The organism is Sporomusaceae bacterium ACPt, from assembly GCA_041428575.1.
Classification (GTDB): Bacteria; Bacillota; Negativicutes; order Sporomusales; family Sporomusaceae; genus Sporomusa_D; species Sporomusa_D carbonis.
Genome location: CP155570.1, coordinates 1,816,320 through 1,840,463 on the forward strand (window position 1 = coordinate 1,816,320; position 24,144 = coordinate 1,840,463).

The window sequence follows — 24,144 nt, forward strand, 5'->3', positions numbered from 1 at the left end:
CTATTTCACCTCGTATAAGATAACGGTGTTACCTACTTTTATTCGGTCGCCGCTTTTCAGTTGCTTATGAGTAATGCGGTGTCCATCGACATAAGTGCCATTAAGGCTTTTAGCATCGTGAATAATATGACAGTTATCTTCGTAAACAATATAAGCATGCAGACGCGAGGTATTCATATCAGTCAGGGGGAGCTCATTCGTATTGCGTCGGCCAATGTTTATTCGGTTGGTTGTGAAGTCAACCTTTAGGCCAGTGTCCAGGCCGGCAACAACTGTAAGCAAGCCGTGCAACAACTGTTGTTGCGGGCGGCCAAGCAGCAGTGACGGGTCTAACTTATCAAATACTCTCGTATCATTTGCATTGGCGCTGTCTTCACATTGGTTTAAACTTATGTCATGGGGAGCTTCAGTAAAACTTGACGTAATCCTAAAGTCTTGCTTGGCTAATTTTTCGTCAGCAAAGAGTTCGACTTGGGGACTACCGGCAATAGTATAACCTCTTCGTTTGCTCTCTTCGATTAGGTATGCTGACAGTTCACCGCATACCGCCAATGCGTAAGGTTCCAGCCGGTCATAGTCTTCGCGGTTGATATATACTACATAATGGTTTGGAACATATACATGGGAAACGCCAACCATACGTTCGTCTTCCATTTCCCGAGCTAAACGTTTGGCAATTTCCACCGGCTGTAAGCCGCTGGCAAATTGCTTATTAAAAAAATCTTCAATATATTTTTCAAAAAAATTCTCTATATCGCGGACAAACCTCAACTTTAACACTCCCGCTAAATTGGCCAGACTTTTTTCGATCATACAAAACAAATTGGCACAAGTCAAATCTCATCTTATTATACGCGATATTACCAATCTAGTCAAAATTAACCATTGATTTTTGACAAAACTTTGTAGCGTAGCTGTCCGCAAGCGGCGTCAATATCGACTCCCATTTCCCTTCGGACAGTGACATTTACGTGTCCTTGTTTTAAAATTTGTTCAAATCTGGTAATGTCGGCCGCGTTCGGGCGGAGCAGGCCGCGTTCAGGCACTGGATTAATGGGAATGAGATTGACATTGGCCAGCCGTCCCCGGAGGATTGCCGTCAATTCCCTGGCATGGACCGGTTGGTCGTTGATACCGGCAATTAAGGTATACTCATAGGTAACACGCCGGCCGTTAGTTGTAGCATATTTATCGACGGCGGTGAGCAATTGTTCCAATGGGTAACGTTTATTGATAGGCATTAGTTTTGAACGTAGATCATTGTTAGGCGCATGTAAAGATATGGACAAAGTGATTGGCAGACCTTCGCCGGTTAACCGGTCAATCTCTGGAATCAATCCTGAAGTCGACAGAGTTATGCTGCGATAACTTAAATTCAGACAATACGGTTCATGAATAAGACGAATGAATTTTAGTACATTGTCGTAATTAGCCAATGGCTCACCTGAACCCATAATAACAATGGAGTCAACTTTTTTTCCTTCGGCCTTTAATAGTTCAGCTACATAGAGCACTTCAGCCAAAATTTCACCGGCAGTAAGGTTTCGTGCCAGACCACCTAAAGTCGACGCGCAAAAAGAACAGCCCATGGCGCAGCCAACCTGGGTAGATATACAGACACTGTTTCCGTAAGGCTGGCGCATGAGGACAGTTTCAACTGCCATACCGTCAGCAAATGCCAGTAAAAATTTGCTTGTACGGCCATCGCTTGAATGTTGCTCGACTTTTAGTACAGGTTTAATAATAGTAAACCGGCGTTCAAGCGCAACACGTTGTTCTTTTGATAGATTGGTCATAGCATTAAAATCCCGCACACCATGACGATATATCCACTCGGCGATTTGTTTGCCACGGTATTGCTGTAATCCAAGCGGTTGTATCACACTGGCAATTTCGGGTGCAAACAAGCCGAATAATTCAAATTTACCTTCTTCAGGTTGCATCTTGTCACCACCTTACTTTTGCCGTGTCATACGGGTAATGAAAAAACCATCTACTTTATCAATATGCGGCCAAAGCTGGAGCATAGTGTCAGATCGCTTGTTCCCCGGCAGGTACTGGCCGGCTGAATCCAGCACAAATTCAGGATGTGAGCTAAGAAAACTATTTACAATGTCTTGGTTCTCTGCGGGTTCGGTAGTGCAAGTGCTGTAGACCAGCACACCGCCCCGCTTGACGCACTGGGCCGCGCTCACTAGAATAGCCGCTTGCAACTTAGGCAAATCATCTAATATTTCAATAGATTTACGCCAGCGGGAATCAGGTTTGCGCCTCAGGACTCCGAGACCGGAGCATGGCGCGTCAACCAGCACTCTGTCTGCCTTGGAAGGATATGTATGTCCCAAGTGTACGGCGTCAAGCGTTTTGGTCTCAATTATATTCAGACCAAGCCGTCTGGCGTTTTCGCGAGTAATTGCCAGTTTATGCTCATAAATATCAGTTGACAATACTTGTCCGGTATTATTCATCAAGCTGGCAATATGAGTTGTCTTTCCGCCTGGCGCGCCGCAGGCATCAATGATAAATTCGCCCGGCTGAGGATCAAGGATATGGGCAACCAGCATGGAGCTCTCATCCTGTATTTGAAATAATCCTTCCTGAAGTGATTTAAGCCATCCCAGCCCCGGATGTTCATAACATATTATGCCTTCAGGCGTCCAAGACGAAGCTTGGCATGTTACACCTTCGGCTGTTAACCGGTTTATTAGTTCATCCCTGGTAATTTTAACGGTATTGGTGCGAACTGACAGCGGCGGTGTAACATTGTTAGCCTGACACAATTGTTCACAAGTTGATGCACCCAGTCGCTTAACCCACCGGTCTACCAGCCATTCAGGGTGAAAGTATTTGAGGGCCAAGTATTTTACAGGTTGCTTATCCCTGTCTGGATAAACAATTTTTTCCGGGCTGCGGGCGGCGTTTCTTAGGACGCCGTTGACAAATTTTACAGTACCGGCATGCCCATATTTCTTCGTTAACTCTACAGCTTGGTTGCAGGCTGCTGAAACTGGTACTTTTTCGAGAAAAAACAGTTGATAGATACCTAGCCGCAATATATTTCTAATAACAGGCGCCACTTTAGCAAGAGGTCGGCTCAGGTAATGACTGAGCATCCAGTCCAAAGTAGCGCCACATTTTATCGTACCATATACCAATTCGGTTATAAACCGCCGGTCTTGCTCGGAAAGCTGTCCTTGTGCGCCCCGGCGGGTTATCTCTTGCGCCAGAGCGATATTGGCATAGGCGCCGCTAATTTCAACATCATTAATAACTTTTAGCGCAACTTCTCTGGCGTCGAATTTTTTTGCAGTCATTGGATGCCACCGTCTTTAACTTTTCTTGGGTTATCCTTAGGTAAAAAACTTAGTATGGCCTGCTCGACCTTATCAAGGTCAACGCGCGTGTTACAGCAAGGACCGAAAGGCCTTTCATTAAGTACGCCAATAACCGGAAGCGGAAAAACATCCTGAATGCCGCTGGTCAGATCGCGTTCACACGCAATGGCCAGTACCGCTTGGGGGCGAATGGTTTTGACGACTCTTCGGGCTAGTGTACCGCCGGTTACAATTGCTAAATGAACGCCATAATTATCAGCCAGCTTAGACAAATCGCCTATCTGACAATTACCGCAGCGGCGGCAGTTGGAAACATCGCGCGTTATTTTATGGGGGCAAGTTTCCTGTTGCATACAATGCGGCGTAAGTATCAGCAATTTATTGGGATTGACCGTTATATGCTTTTGCCTGATTAAGTGGTTGCTCACTTCAATAAAGGAACGTTCAACCCGCTCTTTGTCAAAGTCGAACAACTTGCCCACGCATATGGCCATGGGGAATAACAGATTGACAGCTGACCACGCCAGCCCCTGAAAAATACCGAGAGTGGGAAACCCAAGGATGGCTAAGATTATCCCTGAGACACCGCTGGCTACCGCTAGGATGAGAGCTGCTAAAAGTGTTCCTAATATCATTGGTAGATAGCTGCTGATATTTGTAAGGCCTGGTTGACTGACTATCCATAGTCCATAGCTAGACAGGGCTGTGATTGCCAGACTGATGAGAATTAATGTCAAAAATAAACGTTTACGGGGGCGCGGTACTACGTCAATCATATTATGCCACCTTCTATTCAAACATGTCGCCTACTGACAGGCAATAGCCGCAAACACACTCACCAGCCCTCATCCGCCGTTTGGATTCAGGCTGTACTTCCAGTACTTCAATTGTTCCTTTGCCGGTTTCTACAATAATTCCCTCTTTGGTTATCTGGGCAATCCGGCCAGGTTTTGAACAAACCTCAAACTCGTTATACACTTTAGTCTGCCAGATTTTCCATGATTTATTTTGGTACTTGCAGTACGCTACCGGCCAAGGGTTTAGTCCGCGCACTAAGTTATGAATGGTCGTTGCCGGCTGATGCCAGTCAATGCGCTCAGTTTCACGATTAAGCATTCGGGCATAAGTAGCTTCAGTCTCATTCTGTGGCTGGCGGGGCACCTGTCCGGTAGACAGCTTTCTTAGAGTTTCTGATAATACGGTAGCACCTAAGTCTTTTAATTTATCGTGCAGACTGCCTGTAGTATCTGTCGGCAGAATTGGGATTTCGGCCTTTAAGATCATATCGCCGGTATCCATACCAACATCCATATACATGGTAGTAATACCGGTGGTGGTTTCCCCGTTAATTATTGCCCAGTGAATTGGCGCTGAACCACGGTATTTGGGTAACAGTGACGCGTGTACATTAATACAACCAAGAGGTGGTAAATCAAGCAGTCTTTTGGGTAAAAACTGGCCGAAAGCCACTACAATAATTGTATCAGGTTTTAACGTCTTGATCTGGCTATAGAAATCATCATCTTTAAGACTGGTTGGCTGAAGTACCGGCAGACTGTAAGCTATTGCCGCTTCCTTGACCGGGGAGTAAGCTAACTTTTGGCCGCGGCCTTTAGGGCGGTCAGGCTGGGTAACAACGGCCGCCACCTGATACCCTTCTGTTACCAGCATATCAAGGCAGGGAACAGCAAAATCAGGCGTTCCCATAAATATTGTACGTAGTTTTTCCATTAAAAAGATTACCCCTTGTGTATGGTTTTTGCCAATTCGATGAACAGAATGCCATTAAGGTGATCGATCTCATGCTGTAGCGCCCTGGACAATAGGCCGGAACCGGTAATCCGGATTTTCTTGCCGTTTCGGTTCAATGCTTCAACAGTGACAGTAGCGTATCTTTCAACTTCACCGTACATACCTGGTACGCTTAAGCAGCCTTCGTTACCACTCTCGCAGCCTTCACTGGCGATAATTTCAGGATTAATTAGCTCGATCAGACCTTCGCCGATATCAATTACCACTAGTCTTAGCGATACGCCGACTTGTGGTGCTGCCAGTCCTACTCCGTCGGCCGCATACATGGTTTCAGCCATATTGTCAAGCAATTGTTTGATTTTACGATCAATTTTATCAACTGGTGCGGCGATTTCTTTGAGTACTGTATCGCCCGCCTTTTTTATTTCCATTACTGCCATTTTGATATACCTCCTCTATCTGTGAAAAATTTTACCACAGTTTATCCTGCCATGAAAAGTATTTAGGCAAACTAGAGAACATTTACCGGGTCAATGTCGATTATTATATCTTTGCGGTTAGCAATGCCGAGAGCCGATATACACTTTCTTGCACCGCTTAGATCATGAGTTTTGATTATAATATTAACCCGGAAAATATCTTTAATTTTATTAATTGACGCTGGAAAAGGACCTATAATTAATGTCCCGGTTGCTGTAAGTAACTGATTAAGTTGGGCTGCCAGCTGACTGGCAGAGTGGTGAACGCCAGCTTCATTGCCGGACTGAACGGTAATTTTTATTAATTTTGTATATGGGGGATAGTTTAACTGGTGGCGAAACTGTATTTCACTCTGATAGAAGCCTTGATAGTTATGATCTGCACCAGCAGTAATGGCATAATGTTCCGGATTGTAAGTCTGCATTATCACCCGTCCTGCCTTTACGCCACGGCCAGCCCGGCCGGCAGCCTGAGTAAGCAGGGAAAATGTTTTTTCGGCTGCCCGGAAATCAGGCAAGTTAAGAGCAGTGTCAGCAGAAATAATACCAACCGCTGTTACATTAGGAATGTCATGGCCTTTGGCCACCATTTGGGTACCTAAAAGGATATCATAATCCCCGGCGGCGAAAGCTGATAATATTTTGTCATGGGCCATTTTAGCGCCTGTGGTATCTTGATCCATGCGGACAATTCTTGCGGCCGGGAATAGCGTGGCAAGCGCTTCTTCCACCTTCTCTGTGCCTGTGCCAAAATAACGGATATACCGGCTGCCGCATTCAGGGCAGGTATCAGGCACAGCGTGCCGCTCCTGGCAATAATGACAGCGTAAAGTATTAGCAGATGCGTGGTACACTAAAGCAATATCGCAATGGCGGCATTTTAACACATGCCCGCATTCGCGGCAAAGGACAAAAGTTGAATAGCCCCGGCGGTTAAGCAAAATGACAGCCTGTTCTTTCCGGGCTAAGACTTGGGTAAGCATTTCTTGCAGGGCCTCAGAAATAACACTGCGGCGGCCTTTTGCCAATTCCTCGCGCATATCAACAACAGTAACAGGCGGCATGGGAGCATCGTCAACCCGCTTTTGCATGGTAATCAGCGTGTGTTTTCCCGTAAGAGCCTCATAATATGTCTCGATTGCGGGCGTGGCGCTGCCCAGAATAACTATACTCCCCGACAGTTTGGCCCGTATCAGCGCCACTTCACGGGCATGGTAACGGGGAGATTCTTCCTGTTTGTATGTAAACTCATGTTCCTCATCAATTATTATTATTCCGAGATTGCTTACTGGCGCAAACAAGGCCGAACGTGCTCCGATAACAATACCGGCTTCTCCCGCGCGCAGGCGGCGCCAAGCATCATGCCTTTCCCCTACCGAGAGTTTGCTGTGCATGACAACTATATCATCGCCGAACGCTGCCCGAAACCGGGAAACAATTTGGCTGGTTAACGCAATTTCCGGTACCAGTATTATAGCTTGCCGGCCAAGCTGACGTGCTGCCGCTACCGCCTCGATATAAACCTGAGTTTTGCCGCTGCCCGTGACGCCGTGAATTAAAAAGGATTTTTGATGGCTGTCTTTAATTGCGGGAATAATTAAACTAAGTGCCGCTTGTTGTTCTGATGTCAACATAATGTTTTGATAATTTGTGACTGTTTTTGAATAGCTGTTACGTATAACGGGGACGCTTCGTGGCGTTATCAGACCTGTTGCTATTAGTTGTTTCACAGCATTCTGAGAAATATTTAAGCGGCGTATTTGGGTGGTATCTAACTGTTGGTGGTAAAGCAGTTCTGCTAATAGACGACGTTGGGCCGGTTTAGTTTTGAGCAGTGTTTGTTCGGCGTGGGCAGCAACTTCCCTGCTGACCGCCAGATTAACTATTGTTTTATAACTGGGTCGGCCGCGTTTCGTCACTGTATTAACCGGAACAATTAAGTTGCGCTGCAAAAAGAATTTGAGTATAACATCAATATTGCCTGTCAGTTTACGCAGATGGGTAAGATTAACAGGACCATTTTCATATATATACGATAACACTGTACGGTATTCTTCCGGTTTACTGGCCAATACCACGGCTGCCTGTTCCAGATCTGCCGAGTCGGGAGCCTGATAATATTTTTCGGTTTTTATTCCCGTGTGACCAGGAATAAATAGTCGCATTGCTTCTGCCAACGAGCATAAATAATACTCGCTTACCCATTTGGCTGTGGCCAGCATATTGTTATCAAACCAAGGATAATCATCCAAAATGTCAAGAATAGATTTTAAGCCTTCCGGGTTTTCGGCTTCTAAGCCAATAACAAAAGCTTCGATGTTCCGGTTTCCGAACGGTACCAGCACCCGCCAGCCCACATCGACATGAGCCAGATGGGCAGGAATGACATAGGAGAACGGTTTATCAATGGTGCGGGCCGGAATATTAACAATTACTTGCGCTGTATTTGACATATTTTCACCACTTATTATCGGATAAAGATAAGGGGACTAATCAGTCCCCTTATTGACTAGAGTATATATTCGCTTTTGAATGTCAAATACCTGCTACCGGTTTTTCGGGGTAATTAGCGGCCATTTCCCAATCAAGCCCGGTATCCATAGGCAAACGTTTAAAAAAACGTTTAATCCGGCGCTTTTTTAATGGAGAAAAATGGAGCTTCATCATCTACAACTCCTAACCCTGAATTGAGTAGCCAAGCGATTGTAAGGTTTCTTCAATATATCCGCTAGGAGTTACTGCTTCGTCGTGACTGACGGAAACTTGTTTAGACGCCAAGTCCACCTTGACTGATGAGACACCATGAAGGTGGGACAACGTATGCTCAATACGATCCCGGCAATGATCGCCTTTGAGGCCGCCCACACGGTAAACGGAATGTTTGGTATTTTTTTGTGTAGCCAACAGAATACCTCCTTTTTACTGAATTGAGTGTCCAGCAATGTTAGTATTACCATTGGCCACTAATTAATAAGTGCTTATTTGGCCGACGTATCCTTAGACGTATCCTTAAATGTTAGCCTCTTTCCGCAAAATATCGGCCTTGTCAGTATGTTCCCACGGTAAGTCTACATCAGTACGGCCGAAATGACCATAGGCAGCAGTCTGCCGGTAGATTGGACGTCTAAGATCAAGCGATTTGATAATACCGGCTGGTCTGAGGTCAAAGTGTTTGTTAATAAGCTCAACAATTTTGGTTTCAGCAACCTTTGCCGTACCAAAAGTTTCAACCATAACAGACACAGGACGGGCAATTCCGATAGCATAGGCAAGTTGGATTTCGCATTTATCGGCTAAGCCGGCCGCAACCACATTTTTGGCAACATAGCGGGCAGCATAAGCAGCTGAACGGTCAACTTTTGTTGGATCTTTACCGGAAAAAGCGCCGCCGCCATGACGGGCCATACCGCCATAAGTATCAACAATAATCTTACGTCCGGTCAAACCGGCGTCACCCTGCGGGCCGCCTACTACGAATCGTCCGGTCGGGTTAATGTAATATTTGGTTTTGGCATCTAATAACTCACCCGGAACGATAGGTACAACGACTTTAGCAATAAGATCTTTTTCAATGGTTTCACGATCAACTTCCGGGCTATGCTGGGTAGAGACGACAATTGTATCAATGCGTACCGGTTTGCCGTCTTCGTATTCAACAGTGACCTGGGTTTTGCCGTCCGGTCGCAAGTAGCCGAGGTCACCGTTTTTACGGACTTCTGATAAACGGCGAGCCAGTTTATGGGCCAGTGCGATCGGCAGCGGCATATACTCCGGCGTTTCATTAGTAGCATAACCAAACATCATCCCTTGGTCACCGGCGCCAATAGCTTCGATAGTGTCCATTTCGCCTTGTTTGGCTTCTAAAGCCTTATCTACTCCCAGGGCAATATCAGGCGACTGTTCGTCAATCGAAGTCAATACCCCACAGGTCTCACTGTCAAAACCGTATTTAGCGCGGGTATAACCAATTTCTTTAATGGTTTCGCGAACAATTTTAGGAATATCTACATAGCAGTTCGTGGTAATCTCACCCACTACATGCACAATACCGGTTGTCACCAGCGTTTCACAGGCTACGCGGGCCAAAGGGTCATGGGCTAAAATAGCGTCAAGCACACTGTCGGAAATTTGGTCGGCAATCTTATCAGGATGGCCTTCAGTAACTGATTCAGATGTAAATAGTACACGTTTTTTCTCCATTGTTACTATCCCTCCTAGTTTACGTGCTAAAAAAGAAAAACCCCCGCAAGGGAGGCGTGATTTTCACTCCCATCTTACGGTTTTGCCGCCGGAATTGGCACCGTTTTGGTCTATAAATAACCAAATGGTTGCCGCGGTTTCATCGGGCCAGTCCCTCCACCAACTCTTGATGAGTATAGCATATGCAATTTTCACACCAAAAAAATTCTAATCGAATTATAAAAAAAAATCAAGTAGATTTTGTCAATAAAGTATAAATTTTGTCTAGTATTATTTCGGCTACCTGAGCCTTGGTGAGTTCAGGCAGTTCATCCACTTGGCCATCTTTATGTATTATCTTTACAATATTGGTATCAATATTAAAGCCGGCGCCAGGTAGTGTGACATCATTGGCAACGACCATATCGAGATTCTTCTTGGTCAGTTTTTCCCGGGCGTAAGCCAGAAGCTCATTTGTCTCAGCCGCAAAGCCTATCAATAGCTGGTGCTTCTTCCGCTGACCCAATTCGTACAAGATGTCTGGATTTTTGACAAGGTTTATGGTTAAGTTGTCATCATCCTTCTTTATTTTTTGTCCGGCAATCAGCGCAGGACGGTAGTCTGCCACAGCAGCAGCTTTTATTACGACATCAACAGTGTCAAATTCGGCTAAAACAGCCTCACGCATCTCAGCAGTTGTTTCGACTCTTTTAACTATGATTCCTGGCGGGTTTGGTAAGCTCGACGGCCCGGATATCAATGTTACCTGAGCTCCTCGCATTGCGGCTGCGCGGGCTAAAGCATATCCCATTTTGCCGCTTGAGCGGTTACCGATATATCTTACCGGATCAATTGGCTCACGTGTACCGGCAGCTGTCACTATTATTCTTTTTCCGGATAGTTGTTGGCCGACACGCATGTGCGCTATTACTTTTTCAACAATGGCGGCTGGTTCAGGTAACCTTCCCGGTCCCTCAATGCCACAGGCCAACATGCCTGAATCAGGTTCAATGATATAATACCCTAATTCCCGTAATTTTGCTAAGTTCTGCTGGGTTATTGGGTTTAAATACATATTGGCGTTCATGGCGGGAGCAATTACTACTGGCGCTGCCGTGGCCATAACGGTGGTAGAAAGCATATCATCGGCAATGCCGTTGGCAATTTTACCAATAATATTGGCAGTGGCCGGAGCAATAAGAAATAAATCAGCGCGAGTAGCCAGCGCAATATGTTGCACATTCCAGGTTGCGGGCTCTTTCCACATATCAGTCACTACCGGGTTGCCGCTAATTTCGCGGAAAGTAAGCGGTGTGACAAATTGAGCGGCGGCTTTAGTCATTATAACATGGACATTGAAACCAGCTTTTTTTAAGCGGCTGACAATGTCAACCGCTTTGTAAGCGGCGATACCGCCGGAAACTCCCATAACAATGTTTTGGATTGAAGACATTCTTGCCTCCTATTTAATTCCGGTTTTTGTACGTTCATAAGTAATCTTATCTTTGGCTATCTCTTCCAGGGCAATCGTTACTGGTTTATTGGACTTGCTGTCAGTCAACGGCTGCTGTCCGTCCATAATTTCGCGCGCGCGTTTTGCGGCAAGTACTACTAGTGTGTATTTACTGTCAACTTTTTGTACTAAGACATCTAAAGATGGATGAATCATAACGTCTCCCCCCTTGCCTATATATTTGGCTGTTCCCGGTGTTGCTCACACGTATAATTCGCATGGCAAAGGCTGTTAATTAAATCAATATTGCGTTCTGAGCGACATTTTTCGGCCGCGATGATGGCTTCAATTTTCTGTACAGCTTTAGGTACTTCATCATTTAATACAAGATATTGGTAGTTACGTGCCTGAACAAGCTCGTTACTGACACAACTCAGCCGTTGTTTGATTGATTCCAGACTATCGGTGCCGCGTTTATAAATCCGGTCAGCCAGTTCATCAAGCGATGGCGGGATTATATATATAAAAACACCCTGGGGAAATTTATCTTTTATTTTCATGGCTCCCTGGGTATCAATCTCCAGCACAACATCCTGCCCGTTGTTTAGCTGGTCAAGCACATAACGGCACGGTGTACCGTAAAAATTACCGTATACTTCCGCCCACTCCAGTAATTCATCTTTTTCGATCATAGTTTTAAACTGGTCTTTGGCGATAAATAAATAATTTATCCCGTCAACTTCACCAGTCCGGGGCTTACGGGTAGTAGCTGATATGGAATATTTCAGATAGGGATTGCTGCGCAGCAATTCGCGGCAAATTGTCCCTTTGCCGGTACCCGAAGGACCGGAAACTACGATTAATATTCCTTGCTGCGCCATAGTCTATCTCCTTTCAGAGTTTTTATTCGGCAGTATCATCATTAGTGTCTTTGCTGGTTAACCGATGGGCCACGGTTTCGGGTTGCACTGCCGACAAGATGACATGGTCGCTGTCGGTAATGATTACGGCGCGGGTCCGGCGTCCGTATGTAGCGTCAATGAGCATGCCCCGGTCACGCGCTTCCTGAATAATCCGTTTGATCGGTGCTGATTCAGGGCTGACAATAGAAATAATCCGGTTAGCTGATACAATATTGCCAAAGCCAATATTAATCAATTTAATCTCCATTAAGACTCCTCCTATAAGTTTATAGGCTATCCTGGCGTAAAGCTCCTATATTACTCTATGTTTTGGATTTGCTCTCTGACCTTCTCAATTTCACTTTTAATTTCGACGACTATATTGGCGATAGCAACATCATTTGCCTTAGAGGCAATAGTATTAGTTTCCCGGTTTACTTCTTGCACGATAAAATCAAGTTTTCGTCCTACGGCTTCCGGAGATTTTACTGCTGTTTTAAACTGGGATAAATGGCTTTTTAGTCTGACTATTTCTTCAGTAAAATTGGTTCTGTCGGCAAATATTGCGGTTTCCTGCAACAGTCTGACTTCATCCGGCTCTGCGCCTATCGAGGATAACAATTCCCGCATCCGGCTCAAGATTTTTTCCCGGTATTCAACAAGAATCTGTGGCGCTCTTTCTTCAATAGTATTGATATATGTATGTAATTTATCAACCCGCTCTAAGAGATCGCGTTCAATATTGGCGCCTTCGGTTTCACGCATTTTCATAAGGTTGGCTACTGCTGATTCGATGGCAGCAGCCAATTTAGGCCACAACTTCTCAACATCTTCGGGTACTTCCTCTACCTTAAAAACATCCGGGTATTTGGAGATATGGTAAATATTATCACTGGAAGGCATCTCCAAAAGACCTGCTAATTCTCTCATTGCATTATGGTAAGCTATTGCCAGTTCTTTGTCAACCCTTACTGTCCGTTTCTTTTCGCCGTATTCATCAACAGTTATGAACGCATCTACCCGCCCGCGTTGAATTGTATTGGCGATGCTGCGGCGGACCTTATCTTCCAGGCTGCCGAGCGTCTTGGGCATACGGATAACAATTTCATTATATCGGTGATTTACCGCTTTAATCTCAACGACAATACGGTAAGCCGAATCAATATATTCACCCCGGCCAAATCCGGTCATACTTTTGAGCACGAAAACTGCACCTTCCTTTGCGTAAGTTATTATTGACTGATAATACGATTTTAACCATGGATTTTTACAGTTACTTCGCTTTATTCATACTAAATCCCTTTTTTGAAAAAAGCAAAAATGGAGATATACTCCATTTTTCGTGAGTTATTATTTAAAATTCGTTAAGTCAAAGTAAAAGCGGCGCTCCCGCTTATCTTTAGCGGTTACCACCAGCATAATGGCCTTGTCTAAGGCTATATCCTTATCTGCAAAATAAAAATAGGAATGAGCGGCAAACTGTGGTTCATTCGGAAACCACGGTGTCTGCACTGGCGGATTAGTCACTGCATGGTAGGGTTTAATTACTTTTTTATCTTGCTTAATCATTACTTGAATATTGTCAGCAAAGTTCTGATTATCGCCGTTGATTATTATGCTAAAAACAAGGCAACCGGCATAATCAGCCAGTATTTTTTCGCTATCGGCAAGCTGAACAGGTTGTTTGCTCCTTGCTTTGTCCCTGGCGTCGTTTGCTATCAGCAAAAAAGGTGTGTACACGTAGGCTCGTTCAGTAGTTTCATTAAGGACGGGAGCCTTTTCTTCATAAGCAAGCCACGGCGTAAGAAAATCAGTAAGCGCTAATTGCTTGCGCTTAACGCCATAATTTTGAGCTTCTAAGATTACTTCTTTGTTTACCAAAGATATCGCCCCGGCGGGGCAGGGAATTGATAACAGGAGTATCAGGCTAAGGATACCGGCGAGAAATTTCACCCTAACACCTCCGACTCAATATGTCCTGGCGTATAATTATTAGACCTTAAAATATAAAAATCCTTTTTTTAACTCTAATAATTCTAACAAAAGACCGGCTCTAGCGCGAGCCGGTAAAAATTTTACAGCAGATATTCGCCCCTGAAGACTTCGACGGCCGGACCGGATTTATAAATGTGATTGTTATCAGCCCATTCAATGAACAGGTTGCCGCCATCCAGTTTGACAGTAGCCTTGCGACCGGTATGGCCGTTCAAAACAGCTGCCACCAGTGCGGCGCTAGCGCCGGTACCGCAGGCTTTGGTAATACCTGCGCCGCGTTCCCATACACGCATTCTTAGGGTATGAGCGTCAATTACCTGAATAAATTCAACATTGGTCTTTTTAGGAAATAAACTATGAGTTTCGATTTTGGGTCCAATAACCGGCAGATCTATAGTAGCTACATCATCGACAAAGATGACGCAGTGCGGGTTGCCCATAGATAGGCAAGTCACGAAATAAGTTTTTCCGTTTACCTCAAGTGGTACATGGATTGCATGTTCTTCCGGGTTGCCTGCCATAGGGGTTTCTCCCCGTTTTAGCCGCGGCTGTCCCATATCAACTTTCACTGTTGCCAGCTTACCGTTCTCAAAAATGAGCTCAGGTTTGATTATCCCCGCCAATGTATCTAAAGTCATGGCTGTTTTAGCAGTCAGGCCGGTTTCATACAAATAACGCGCGACACAACGGGTAGCGTTGCCGCACATATCGGCTTCACTGCCATCAGAATTAAATATACGCATTTTAAAGTCCGCTATGTCTGACGGCAGAATGATCACCAGGCCGTCGGCGCCAATTCCAAAGTTGCGGTCACATACCGCTAACGCTTGTTGACGATAGTCGGAAAAATGTTCTTTCATTCCGTTTACAATTACAAAATCATTGCCTAATCCATGCCATTTTGAAAACTGCATAATATTCCCCCTAAGGTATTTTGATTTACCGGTTTTGCGGCAAGGCTGCACGGCGAGCAGGACGGTGTGTGAATAAATGTTTAAAAGCATTTACTATAAGCGTCCAGCCGGAGACCGTGAGGATAAGTGCCCAGTTACCCAGGGATAACGGCACCGTAGAAAAAATTGAACTCAGGAACGGAATGTACATGACTGACAATTGCATAATGGTTGAAAAAATAACAGCCATAAGCAAATATTTATTGCTGGTAAACTTAAGTTCAAAAATAGTCGATGTTTCCGAACGGCAGTCAAATACATGGAACATTTGGCAATATACCAGGGTTGCAAAAGCGGCTGTCCGTGCCAGAGCCAAATCATTCTGAAAATAGTATACCACATTAAAGACAAAAAGTGTGCTTAAGCCAATTTGAATACCGCGACCGATAATTTTCCGGCTTAAACCACGGGAAAAAACACTTTCTCCGGGGGGACGGGGTGGTCGACGCATAATATTAGGGTCGTTTGGGTCAATTCCGAGAGCCATTGCCGGCAGTCCGTCGGTAACAAGATTAACCCAGAGTATTTGCACCGGCAGCAGCGGCATGGGTAACCCGAGCAGTGCAGCTAAAAACATTGTGAGAACTTCGCCAATATTACAGGATAACAGATACCGTATAAATTTCCTGATATTTTCGTAGATGCCCCGGCCTTCTTCCACTGCCGCCACAATAGTGGCGAAGTTGTCGTCGGCTAAAACCATGGCTGAGGCCTCTTTGGTTACGTCTGTGCCGGTAAGTCCCATAGCCACACCAATATCGGCTTCTTTTATAGCGGGAGCGTCGTTAACCCCGTCACCGGTCATGGCTACAATATGGCCTTGACGTTTTAGTGCCCGGACAATTCTAAGCTTGTGGGCAGGAGAAACACGGGCATAAACTGTGATACTATTGACAATGGCGTCAAGGTCGGATTCGCTCATTGCATCAAGCTCCTTGCCGGTGATTGCTCTGTTCTGGTTTTCTTTGTAAATTTGTAGCTCTTGGGCGATGGCAATAGCGGTGTTTTTATGATCGCCGGTAATCATGACTGTTTTGATGCCGGCTTCGCGGCATAAGGCGATGGACGATTTAACTTCCTCGCGCGGTGGGTCAATCATGCCGATAAGCCCGGCAAATACCAAGTTATTTTCCAGAGATTCATCCGGGTTGTGCGCCTGATCGCGTGTCAGGCGGCGGTAAGCAACAGCCAGTACCCGGAGAGCCTGGGAAGCCATCTGTTCATTAATCAGATTAATATTGGCAATACGTTCGGCAGTAAGCGAAGCCGGCCCGGCAGCGGTTTGATAGTAGCGGCAAAGTTCCAGAATGGTATCAGGTGCACCTTTAGTATACAGCGTATGAATATCACTCTCATCACGGTACACTACCGACATACGGCGGCGTTCAGACTCAAACGGTATTTCAGCCAGTCTTTTTTTTGTTTTTTCCGCCTCGGCCTGCCAAATGCCGGCCTTGGCGGCAGCGACAATAATTGCGCCCTCAGTCGGGTCGCCTTCTATCGACCAGCCACTCGTATTCTTTTTGCGCCAAACCCCAGTAATAGTCACATTATTGTGTTTTAAAACACTATTGTTGCAGAGTGCGCCGATTGTGAGGCATTGTTGTAAAGATTTATCTTTGCTGACATCAACTTCCTGCTGGTTAAGTAAAAAACTACCCTTGATATCATAGCCGGCACCGGTAATTTCATAAATATTGCCGTCGGTAAATATTTGGCGCACCGTCATAGCATTTTGTGTTAGTGTACCGGTTTTATCCGAGCAAATCACTGTTGTGCAGCCCAAAGTTTCAACAGCCGGTAACTTGCGGATAATGGCCCGCTGTTTAATCATTCGTTGGACGCCAAGTGCTAACGCTACCGTCACTATTGCCGGCAAGCCTTCCGGAATGGCAGCGACCGCCAGGCTAATGCCGGCCATGCACATCAAGAATAAAGACTCACCTTTGGCTACGCCGGTAATCACTACAACTAAACAAATAGCCAGACAACCCAAGACTAACCATTTACCAAGATGCTCCAGCCGCCGTTCCAAGGGAGTAGCTTCATCAGCAGCGGCTTGAATCATACCGGCAATATGACCAACTTCGGTTGCCATTCCCGAGGCGCACACAACTGCTTTACCGCGGCCCCGGACAATACTGGTACCAGCAAAAACCATGTTTTTCCGATCACCCAGTGGCGCGTCTTCACTAAACTTTCGATCAGCTATTTTGCGAACCGGCGTTGATTCGCCAGTTAAAGCTGCTTCTTCGACTTCAAGATTATTCACATCAATCAGCCGGCCATCGGCAGCTAGCCTATCACCGGCTTCCAGCACTAAAATATCACCAGGAACAAGTTCTCTGGCTGGAATTTGCTGCACTATGCTATTCCTAATAACCCTGGCTGTAGGCGACGCCAGTTTTTTTAGGGCAGCCAGCGATTGTTCAGCACGGTATTCCTGAATAAATCCCAGTACGGCATTCATAAGGACAATTATTAAAATTGTGATTGCATCGGCATATTCACCTAAAAACGCCGATATCAGCGTTGCCCCCAATAGAACCAATACCATAAAATCTTGAAATTGCGCTAAAAATCGTTTCCACCACGCTGTTTTTTCTTTTTCGGCCAATTCATTATATCCGAATTTATCAAGCCTGTTTTTGACTTCAGACGCAGACAATCCGTCAAAAAGGTTGGTTTGCCAGAATGCCACAACTTCATCTGGCGTGCGTGCATACCACTTTTCCCTGTTCATGCAGCCACCTCGCTACCATGTGTTTTTGCTTTATTCACTATATTAATCATGTTATTCTTTCGGCAGCGAAATTAGACCGGGTTTGACCGCTAATTGCCAGGAGTGATATACTATTGGCAAATTATCTCAAGCTTTCTAAACCATCGGAGGTAAAGTCTGAAATCGTTAGTAGCTGTCTCCACCCAAGTAGAAGGGCATAGCAAACAAGCCATCAAAACGATGACTATATGGAAGAATATGGGAAATGTGTGTTGGAATCGTTACGTTGCAGCCGCCATAATACGGTAACCCTGAGCTTTGGCCAATAAAATCGCTTGTTCTACCGTGATTTCACGGTTTACTGGAAGAACATCCGATTTTTTATACAAATCAGCGTTATAGGGTTCTTTCTTCTTCAAGATGTGATAGATGGCCGTTAACAGCATTCGCGCAATGGCAATTATGGCGCGTTTGTGACCTCGACGCTTTTTGAGTTGTAAATAGCGGTTTCAAAAGAAGTATCGAGCGGATTGTCCAAAAGTTTGTCAATGATATTCATGGAGCTTATGCCGAAGGTATCCGAAACCACGTTTCCCAACTGAAATTTTCACAAATCCATTGTGACAGCTCTTTCAGTCCTTTAGTAAAGGTGGAAAAGCGATGGCTTTTGTAGGTAGTGACTCCTTTGCTGTCAGTGGAAGCGATACAGGCCACGACAAAGGTTTTGTGGACATCGATTCCGCAGCATATGGTATAGACAATTTTTAAAGCCATAGGGAAACTCCTTTCTAAAATATACAGGGATAGACAGCATTGACTGATTGCCTGGCGATAAACGAGTTGTTTATACAAAGATAAGTCTGCGTGCTCGAAGCGACACTTATTTGTGCTTGGAAAGGCAATCTACACATATAACCATGCGGTCACCCAAATAGGTGGCCCACTCACCTCCGCGTGATTTGTAGTTAACTGGTATCCCTGTGCGTTTAGAATAATAAAAAGTTCGCTCAAAGCACAACGATTTCATCACGTTTTGTGCCTTGAGCGAAGCGAAAGGAATGGGTATAACCATGAATATTGATGGATTGTCTCTTGCGCCGCTGGTAGGTGAACTTAATACTGCATTATCTGGCGGGCGTATTGATAAAGTGTTTCAACCAGACTCATATTCACTCCTCATCTGGGTGCGACAGCCAGGGGAGAACTTACGCCTTTTGATTTCGGCCAATCCTGAGCGACCCAAGCTTCTTATAACGGCTTTGGCTCCCGAAAACCCGGCTGTGCCGCCCAATTTCTGCATGTTGCTTAGGAAACACTTGGAGGATGGGCGGATTGCCAGTATTGAGCAGCACAATCTTGACCGTATTATCAATATCAATATTGATGTTCGCGGCGAGCACGGAATTATCGTAACCAAACGGCTGGTAATCGAGATAATGGGTAAGCATAGTAATATTATCCTGACTCAGGATAACGTGATTATCGACGCAATTAAACGGGTAAGCGCCAGTGTGAGCCGCCACCGCCAGGTGCTTCCAGGCAAAGATTATGTATACCCGCCTGGCCAGGACCGGCTCAATATACTAACTAGCGAACCATCCCAGTTTGCTGCGCAGGTATTGTCAGTTCCGGCCGGTTCTCTGAGTAAGGCCATTATTGCCGCCGGTATTGGTATTGGTCCGCTCACCGCCCGGGAGATTGCCTGGCGCGGCGGTTTTTCACCAGACATTAGTGTTGCTGATCTTGATACCGCTGACTTAGCCGCACTTACTGAAGCTATCGCCAGTATAGCCGCTCCCCTACGGGATAATGTGATAAACCCTACTGTTGTTATTGCAGCCCAAGATCATCCACTGGCTATTGCTGCCTTTTTGCCAGAACATTTGCGTCAGCACAATATCTATCATTTTCCTAATATGAGTGCAGCTGTGGAATTTTTCGACAAATTTAGAGGCCGCCCAGCTTCACCGGAAAAAGACTTGCTCGGTAAATTATTAATGGCGGAAATAGGGAAGTTGTCTCGGAAGCAGGCAATCTTAGCAGAAGAGTTTGCTCAAGCGGAAAATGCCGATTATCTGAGAAAATGTGCCGACATTCTTATGGCTAATCTTTATATTGTGACCGGGGGTGTTTCTGAACAGGCTCTGCCGGATATTTACAGTGAAGACCCGGAAGCTCACGAAATGGTCATTTCCCTTGATCCTGCCCTGTCGCCGCTGGAAAATGCACAGCTATATTATACAAAATATAATAAAGCCAAACGGTCGCAGGAACATTTGACTGTTCAGCTTAAAGAATGCCAGGAAGATATTACTTACTTAGAAAGTATTGCGGTTGCGTTAAGCCATACTGACACTGCTGCTGAGATTAACGAGATAAAACAGGAACTCATAACCGCCGGATACATAAAAATAACAGACAAGCGCCGCTTGCCTGTTGCTCAGTCGCTGCCGCAGAGTGCTAAAACCTCTGATGGATTTAATGTTATTATCGGCAAAAATAATCGCCAAAATGATATAGTCACCTTTAAACAGGCGCAGCCTGATGACATTTGGTTGCACACCAAAGATATACCAGGTTCACACGTAATTATCCGTGCTGAACACCGGAATATTACCGCTCAGGCCATTAATGAGGCTGCCCAGCTGGCCGCATATTTCAGCAAAGGGCGTCAGTCGGCCAACGTGCCTGTAGACTATACTAAACGCCGTTATGTTCGTAAGCCTTCAGGCGCGAAGCCAGGTTTTGTTATTTATGACCATCAAAACACCGTTTATGTAACACCTGATGAATCTATTGTCAAAAATCTGCTTATTCCTCAGTGAACTCCTTGATAACTACTTGCTCTGCATCATCTGTAGAAGTCAATTGCACGCTTACTATTTCTCTGCTGGAGGTAGGCACATTTTTGCCGACATAGTCGGCCCTAATTGGCAGTTCACGGTGGCCGCGGTCAATAAGTACAGCGAGCTGGATGGCAGAAGGCCGGCCAATGTCGATTATGGCGTCAAGAGCGGCCCGCACTGTTCGTCCTGTAAATAATACATCGTCAATCAGCACTATTTTTTTGCCATTGATGGAAAACGGAATAAGCGTTTCATGTACTATTGGTTGATACGCGAGGGTTGACAAGTCATCGCGATACAGTGTTATATCTAAAACTCCTACCGGAAGCTCAATCCCTTCAATTCGTTTTATCTCTTCAGCAATGCGCTGAGCCAGAGGTACACCGCGCGTTCGAATACCAACCAGGGTTAAATCGCCCACTCCTTTATTGCGTTCGACAATCTCGTGGGCTACCCGGGTGAGCGCGCGCTTGATAGCTTGAGCATCCATAATGATGGCTTTGTCAACTAAATTAATAGCTTTACTCATTTTTCCTATTTCCCCTCTCTTTTGATCGTGTGTAATTTTTCTAGGATATTAACCATATCAGGAGGCAAGGGCGCAGTAAACACCATGTCTTTGCCAGTGACAGGGTGACGTAACAAAAGTTCAGCTGAATGCAGTGCTTGACCGGCAATAGCAAAATATTTTTTCTCAGGGCCATATTTCGGGTCGCCCACTACCGGATGACCAATATACTGCATGTGGACTCTAATCTGGTGTGTCCGGCCAGTTTGCAGCTTGCACTCCACCAGGGTATAGTTACCAAACCGTTCGATTACCCGGAATCTTGTTATGGCTTCTTTACTATTGGTAAAAGTAACAGCCATTTTTTTGCGGTCAGCCGGATGGCGTCCGATGGGAGCATTGATTATCCCCTGCTCTTCAGCAATATTGCCATGGACTATAGCCAGATATTTACGGCTGGCAGTACGGCTCTTGATTTGTTCTGCCAAATCAATGTGGGCCCGGTCATTTTTGGCTGCTACTATAACCCCGGAAGTGTCTTTATCTAAACGGTGCACGATGCCGGGGCGTATCTCGCCATTGATGCCTGACAAGTCCTGGCAGTGTTCAAGCAGGGCATTTACCAGTGTACCTTGATAGTTGCCGGCGGCCGGGTGGACTACCATACCGCGCGGCTTATTGATGACAATAATATCGGCATCTTCATAGAGTATATCGAGCGGGATGGCTTCAGCTATGATTTCAGCCGGTTTAGCCTCGGGAAGAGTTATTTCGATAATGTCTTTGGCTTGTGCTTTGTAGTTGGCTTTGGCCGGATTTTGGTTAACCGCCACTAGGCCATCGGCAATTAGTTTTTGAATATGGGAACGGGACAGTTCGGAAAAGCGTCTGGTTAACAGAACATCAAGCCTGATGCCCTGCTCCTCGTCTGTCGCCTCAATTATAGAGGTCATGCTGCCTATTTGCCGGTTTTGTTCCACGGTATTTCACCCTATCTTGAGTTTTCTCCAGTTTTGCTGGGAAATGACATAAAAACAATGGTATAAATAATACATCCGACACCGGTCACGATAGCAATATCGGCCACATTAAAGACCGGCCAAATGCGGAAATCAAAAAAATCGATCACATATCCGGTCTGTATTCTGTCAATTACGTTGCCGACTGCGCCGCCGGCCAGCAAGCTGATGCCCAGCCGCATAAGCCCAAAGGTTGCCGGGATGCGCGAAAAAAAATAACAGACAAGCACCAGCATAAATAGGGCTATAATAATAAAAAAATCCCGCTGGTGTTCCAGAATGCCAAAGGCGGCACCCGGGTTCAACACATATGTTATGTGAAATATGTTGTCAAGTACAGGAATTGACATTCCTGGCGCCATATGGGCCTGAATATAATATTTAGACCATTGGTCAACAACGACTATTGTTGCTGCAATTGTTACTAGTAATAATATCGGCATCTACTCTCTCTCCTATCCTTATACAATTAGTGTAAACTATGATATCATGATACCGGAAAATTTTCCAAACGTAAAGAAGCGCGGCAATTATTGCCGCGCTTTGGAGTTTACTTGTCTTTGCTCAAGAGAAAAAAACGTTCAATACTATCCCGGTAATAATATGTCACCAGCCCTGAAATAATTAAAAGCGATGTGATGGCTAATGCCGATTTGAGATTATGGGTAAGATTTTGTCCAAGTATCGAATACAGTACAATTGCCGGAGTTTGGCCGATAGCGGTGGCTATACTGAATTTAAACAAGGAAATTGTCGTTAGTCCGGCCCCGTAGCTAATTACTTTAAACGGTATAATTGGCGTTAACCTAGTGATAAACACAGCCAATACGCCGTGCCGTTTAATAAAAATATCAGTAAAGTTCAAATATTTGGTGCTGACAAAGCGCTCAATTACCGGGCGGCCATACCAGCGGGCAATCCCAAAATCAATTGTTGCACCCAAAAGGGCACCAGCCCAGGAGTAAAGTGCCCCGTACTGCCAACCAAATATCCAGGCATTGGTAATGGTGAGGATAAGACCAGGCATTAATGGTACCATTGATTGTAGAGCCATGAGCGCAATGCTGGTTAGTGGCGCCCATATACCATAAGATAAAATAAACTGTCGCAATCCATCAAAGTTGCGACACCTCAGATAGGTAATACCGTCAGTGACAAATTGCTGCACACCAGGCAAATAAAAGTAAGCGGCTATAGCGAGTCCTATAACGCCAATTTTAGCCCAAGCTATGTATTTAGGGTCCGGACGTGTCATTATACCACCCCCTGATGCGCAAAATTTACTACATAATACTCGAGTGCCGCTAATAGTGTTAATGCGATTTTAACCTAATTAGTATTTCCCGGGAGAATATGTTTATTTATTAAACATTAGTAGTAAAATTCCTGCAAAAAAGTAAACAAACCAGGCAGGCAACGCCCGGTTTGTTTTTTTTTGAGGGCAAGCTAATACTTTCTTGTTAATTAATAAATTTAACAACCTCAGCTAAACCAAGCCGTTCTTTGTATTCTTTAGGCTGTTCGTCACTATAACCCAAACAAATCATAGCTACCGCCCTGAGCCGGGGCGGAGCTTCCACGGCTTCTGCAACTTTAGCTTCGTCAAAAGCACCTACCCAGCAGGCGCCAATGCCGAGCCCTTCAGCGGCTAACAACATATTCTGAGTTGCCGCTGCTGTGTCTTGGAGACAATAAAGCTGAGCGCCGCGTTCACTATAACGTTCATTAGAACGGGCGGGGTCGGCAAGTACAACAATTACGGTTGGCGCATCGCTGATTTGTTCTTGGTCAAAAGCAGCTTCTGCAAGTTTTCTTTTAACGCTCTCATCTTGTACGACAAAGAAGTACCACGGCTGCAAGTTGCCGGCGCTGGGCGCCATGTTGCCGGCTTCTAATATTCTGGTTAAGGTTGGTTCGGGAATTTGTTTCGGTTGAAATTGGCGGATGCTGTGGCTGTCGCGGATGCAGTCAAAGATGTCTTTTGTCATGTGTTAGCCTCCT

26 protein-coding genes and 1 riboswitch are annotated in these 24,144 nt (G+C 45.4%); of the genes, 1 reads left to right on the plus strand and 25 read right to left on the minus strand.

The features are described 5' to 3' along the window. The 20 genes from SCACP_RS09195 to SCACP_RS09290 all read right to left on the minus strand — a co-directional run bounded on the left by SCACP_RS09195 (position 1) and on the right by SCACP_RS09290 (position 18,544). Complete coding sequence (locus SCACP_RS09195; protein WP_425061035.1) at positions 1-813, minus strand: FhaA domain-containing protein; 813 nt, start codon at positions 811-813, stop codon at positions 1-3. 65 nt (positions 814-878) lie between these two features. After that, positions 879-1,943 (minus strand): 23S rRNA (adenine(2503)-C(2))-methyltransferase RlmN, encoded by a 1,065-nt coding sequence (rlmN, locus tag SCACP_RS09200; protein WP_425061036.1) that lies wholly within the window; start codon positions 1,941-1,943, stop codon positions 879-881. A 12-nt stretch (positions 1,944-1,955) separates the two neighbouring features. Beyond that, the gene (gene rsmB, locus SCACP_RS09205) at positions 1,956-3,314 is read right to left on the minus strand and encodes a 16S rRNA (cytosine(967)-C(5))-methyltransferase RsmB (RefSeq protein WP_425061037.1); all 1,359 of its coding nucleotides are present in this window, start codon (positions 3,312-3,314) and stop codon (positions 1,956-1,958) included. Next, the gene (locus tag SCACP_RS09210; protein WP_425061038.1) at positions 3,311-4,111 is read right to left on the minus strand and encodes a DUF116 domain-containing protein; all 801 of its coding nucleotides are present in this window, start codon (positions 4,109-4,111) and stop codon (positions 3,311-3,313) included. The genes rsmB and SCACP_RS09210 overlap by 4 nt, the downstream gene beginning before the upstream one ends. 13 nt (positions 4,112-4,124) lie before the next feature. Further along, positions 4,125-5,066, minus strand: coding sequence for a methionyl-tRNA formyltransferase (fmt, locus tag SCACP_RS09215; protein ID WP_425061039.1), 942 nt, complete (start codon positions 5,064-5,066; stop codon positions 4,125-4,127). 8 nt (positions 5,067-5,074) lie between these two features. Continuing rightward, entirely contained in the window at positions 5,075-5,527 is a 453-nt protein-coding gene (gene def, locus SCACP_RS09220; RefSeq protein ID WP_425061040.1) for a peptide deformylase, read from the minus strand. 71 nt (positions 5,528-5,598) lie between these two features. Beyond that, on the minus strand, positions 5,599-8,019 hold the full coding sequence (gene priA, locus SCACP_RS09225; RefSeq protein WP_425061041.1) for a primosomal protein N': 2,421 nt from the start codon (positions 8,017-8,019) through the stop codon (positions 5,599-5,601). Positions 8,020-8,101: 82 nt separating this feature from the next. Further along, the gene (locus SCACP_RS09230) at positions 8,102-8,233 is read right to left on the minus strand and encodes a hypothetical protein (protein ID WP_425061042.1); all 132 of its coding nucleotides are present in this window, start codon (positions 8,231-8,233) and stop codon (positions 8,102-8,104) included. A 9-nt stretch (positions 8,234-8,242) separates the two neighbouring features. Continuing rightward, positions 8,243-8,470: a heavy-metal-associated domain-containing protein gene (locus SCACP_RS09235; protein WP_425061043.1), complete on the minus strand. Its 228-nt coding sequence runs from the start codon at positions 8,468-8,470 to the stop codon at positions 8,243-8,245. 105 nt (positions 8,471-8,575) lie between these two features. Continuing rightward, complete coding sequence (metK, locus tag SCACP_RS09240) at positions 8,576-9,766, minus strand: methionine adenosyltransferase (RefSeq protein WP_425061044.1); 1,191 nt, start codon at positions 9,764-9,766, stop codon at positions 8,576-8,578. Between the two features lie 66 nt (positions 9,767-9,832). Beyond that, a riboswitch (SAM riboswitch) is annotated at positions 9,833-9,942 on the minus strand. 53 nt (positions 9,943-9,995) lie between these two features. After that, entirely contained in the window at positions 9,996-11,198 is a 1,203-nt protein-coding gene (coaBC, locus tag SCACP_RS09245; RefSeq protein WP_425061045.1) for a bifunctional phosphopantothenoylcysteine decarboxylase/phosphopantothenate--cysteine ligase CoaBC, read from the minus strand. Between the two features lie 9 nt (positions 11,199-11,207). Beyond that, the gene (gene rpoZ / locus SCACP_RS09250) at positions 11,208-11,414 is read right to left on the minus strand and encodes a DNA-directed RNA polymerase subunit omega (protein WP_425061046.1); all 207 of its coding nucleotides are present in this window, start codon (positions 11,412-11,414) and stop codon (positions 11,208-11,210) included. Positions 11,415-11,431: 17 nt separating this feature from the next. Further along, positions 11,432-12,079 carry a guanylate kinase gene (gene gmk, locus SCACP_RS09255; RefSeq protein ID WP_425061047.1) on the minus strand — a complete coding sequence of 216 codons (648 nt, stop codon included), beginning with the start codon at positions 12,077-12,079 and terminating at the stop codon, positions 11,432-11,434. Between the two features lie 22 nt (positions 12,080-12,101). Next, the gene (remA, locus tag SCACP_RS09260; RefSeq protein ID WP_425061048.1) at positions 12,102-12,368 is read right to left on the minus strand and encodes an extracellular matrix/biofilm regulator RemA; all 267 of its coding nucleotides are present in this window, start codon (positions 12,366-12,368) and stop codon (positions 12,102-12,104) included. Between the two features lie 50 nt (positions 12,369-12,418). Next, the gene (locus SCACP_RS09265; protein ID WP_425061049.1) at positions 12,419-13,303 is read right to left on the minus strand and encodes a YicC/YloC family endoribonuclease; all 885 of its coding nucleotides are present in this window, start codon (positions 13,301-13,303) and stop codon (positions 12,419-12,421) included. 147 nt (positions 13,304-13,450) lie between these two features. After that, the gene (locus SCACP_RS09270) at positions 13,451-14,053 is read right to left on the minus strand and encodes a hypothetical protein (RefSeq protein ID WP_425061050.1); all 603 of its coding nucleotides are present in this window, start codon (positions 14,051-14,053) and stop codon (positions 13,451-13,453) included. A 122-nt stretch (positions 14,054-14,175) separates the two neighbouring features. Further along, positions 14,176-15,009, minus strand: a complete 834-nt coding sequence (dapF, locus tag SCACP_RS09275; protein WP_425061051.1) for a diaminopimelate epimerase — start codon at positions 15,007-15,009, stop codon at positions 14,176-14,178. Between the two features lie 25 nt (positions 15,010-15,034). Continuing rightward, on the minus strand, positions 15,035-17,791 hold the full coding sequence (locus SCACP_RS09280) for a calcium-transporting P-type ATPase, PMR1-type (RefSeq protein ID WP_425061052.1): 2,757 nt from the start codon (positions 17,789-17,791) through the stop codon (positions 15,035-15,037). 260 nt (positions 17,792-18,051) lie between these two features. Further along, positions 18,052-18,216 carry a hypothetical protein gene (locus tag SCACP_RS09285; protein ID WP_425060032.1) on the minus strand — a complete coding sequence of 55 codons (165 nt, stop codon included), beginning with the start codon at positions 18,214-18,216 and terminating at the stop codon, positions 18,052-18,054. Between the two features lie 118 nt (positions 18,217-18,334). After that, the gene (locus SCACP_RS09290; protein WP_425061053.1) at positions 18,335-18,544 is read right to left on the minus strand and encodes a hypothetical protein; all 210 of its coding nucleotides are present in this window, start codon (positions 18,542-18,544) and stop codon (positions 18,335-18,337) included. Between the two features lie 266 nt (positions 18,545-18,810). Between SCACP_RS09290 and SCACP_RS09295 the strand changes: the two genes are divergently transcribed. Continuing rightward, positions 18,811-20,595, plus strand: a complete 1,785-nt coding sequence (locus SCACP_RS09295) for an Rqc2 family fibronectin-binding protein (RefSeq protein WP_425061054.1) — start codon at positions 18,811-18,813, stop codon at positions 20,593-20,595. On the opposite strand, the gene pyrR is transcribed toward SCACP_RS09295, so the two are convergent. The 5 genes from pyrR to SCACP_RS09320 form a co-directional block, all read right to left on the minus strand. Then, positions 20,582-21,145 (minus strand): bifunctional pyr operon transcriptional regulator/uracil phosphoribosyltransferase PyrR, encoded by a 564-nt coding sequence (gene pyrR, locus SCACP_RS09300; protein WP_425061055.1) that lies wholly within the window; start codon positions 21,143-21,145, stop codon positions 20,582-20,584. The genes SCACP_RS09295 and pyrR overlap by 14 nt on opposite strands. Positions 21,146-21,150: 5 nt before the next feature. After that, positions 21,151-22,077 (minus strand): RluA family pseudouridine synthase, encoded by a 927-nt coding sequence (locus SCACP_RS09305; protein ID WP_425061368.1) that lies wholly within the window; start codon positions 22,075-22,077, stop codon positions 21,151-21,153. A 38-nt stretch (positions 22,078-22,115) separates the two neighbouring features. Next, positions 22,116-22,586, minus strand: coding sequence for a signal peptidase II (lspA, locus tag SCACP_RS09310; RefSeq protein WP_425061056.1), 471 nt, complete (start codon positions 22,584-22,586; stop codon positions 22,116-22,118). Between the two features lie 107 nt (positions 22,587-22,693). Beyond that, complete coding sequence (locus SCACP_RS09315) at positions 22,694-23,398, minus strand: TVP38/TMEM64 family protein (RefSeq protein ID WP_425061057.1); 705 nt, start codon at positions 23,396-23,398, stop codon at positions 22,694-22,696. Between the two features lie 205 nt (positions 23,399-23,603). Next, positions 23,604-24,131, minus strand: a complete 528-nt coding sequence (locus tag SCACP_RS09320) for a nitroreductase family protein (RefSeq protein WP_425061058.1) — start codon at positions 24,129-24,131, stop codon at positions 23,604-23,606. Between the last annotated feature and the right edge of the window lie 13 nt (positions 24,132-24,144).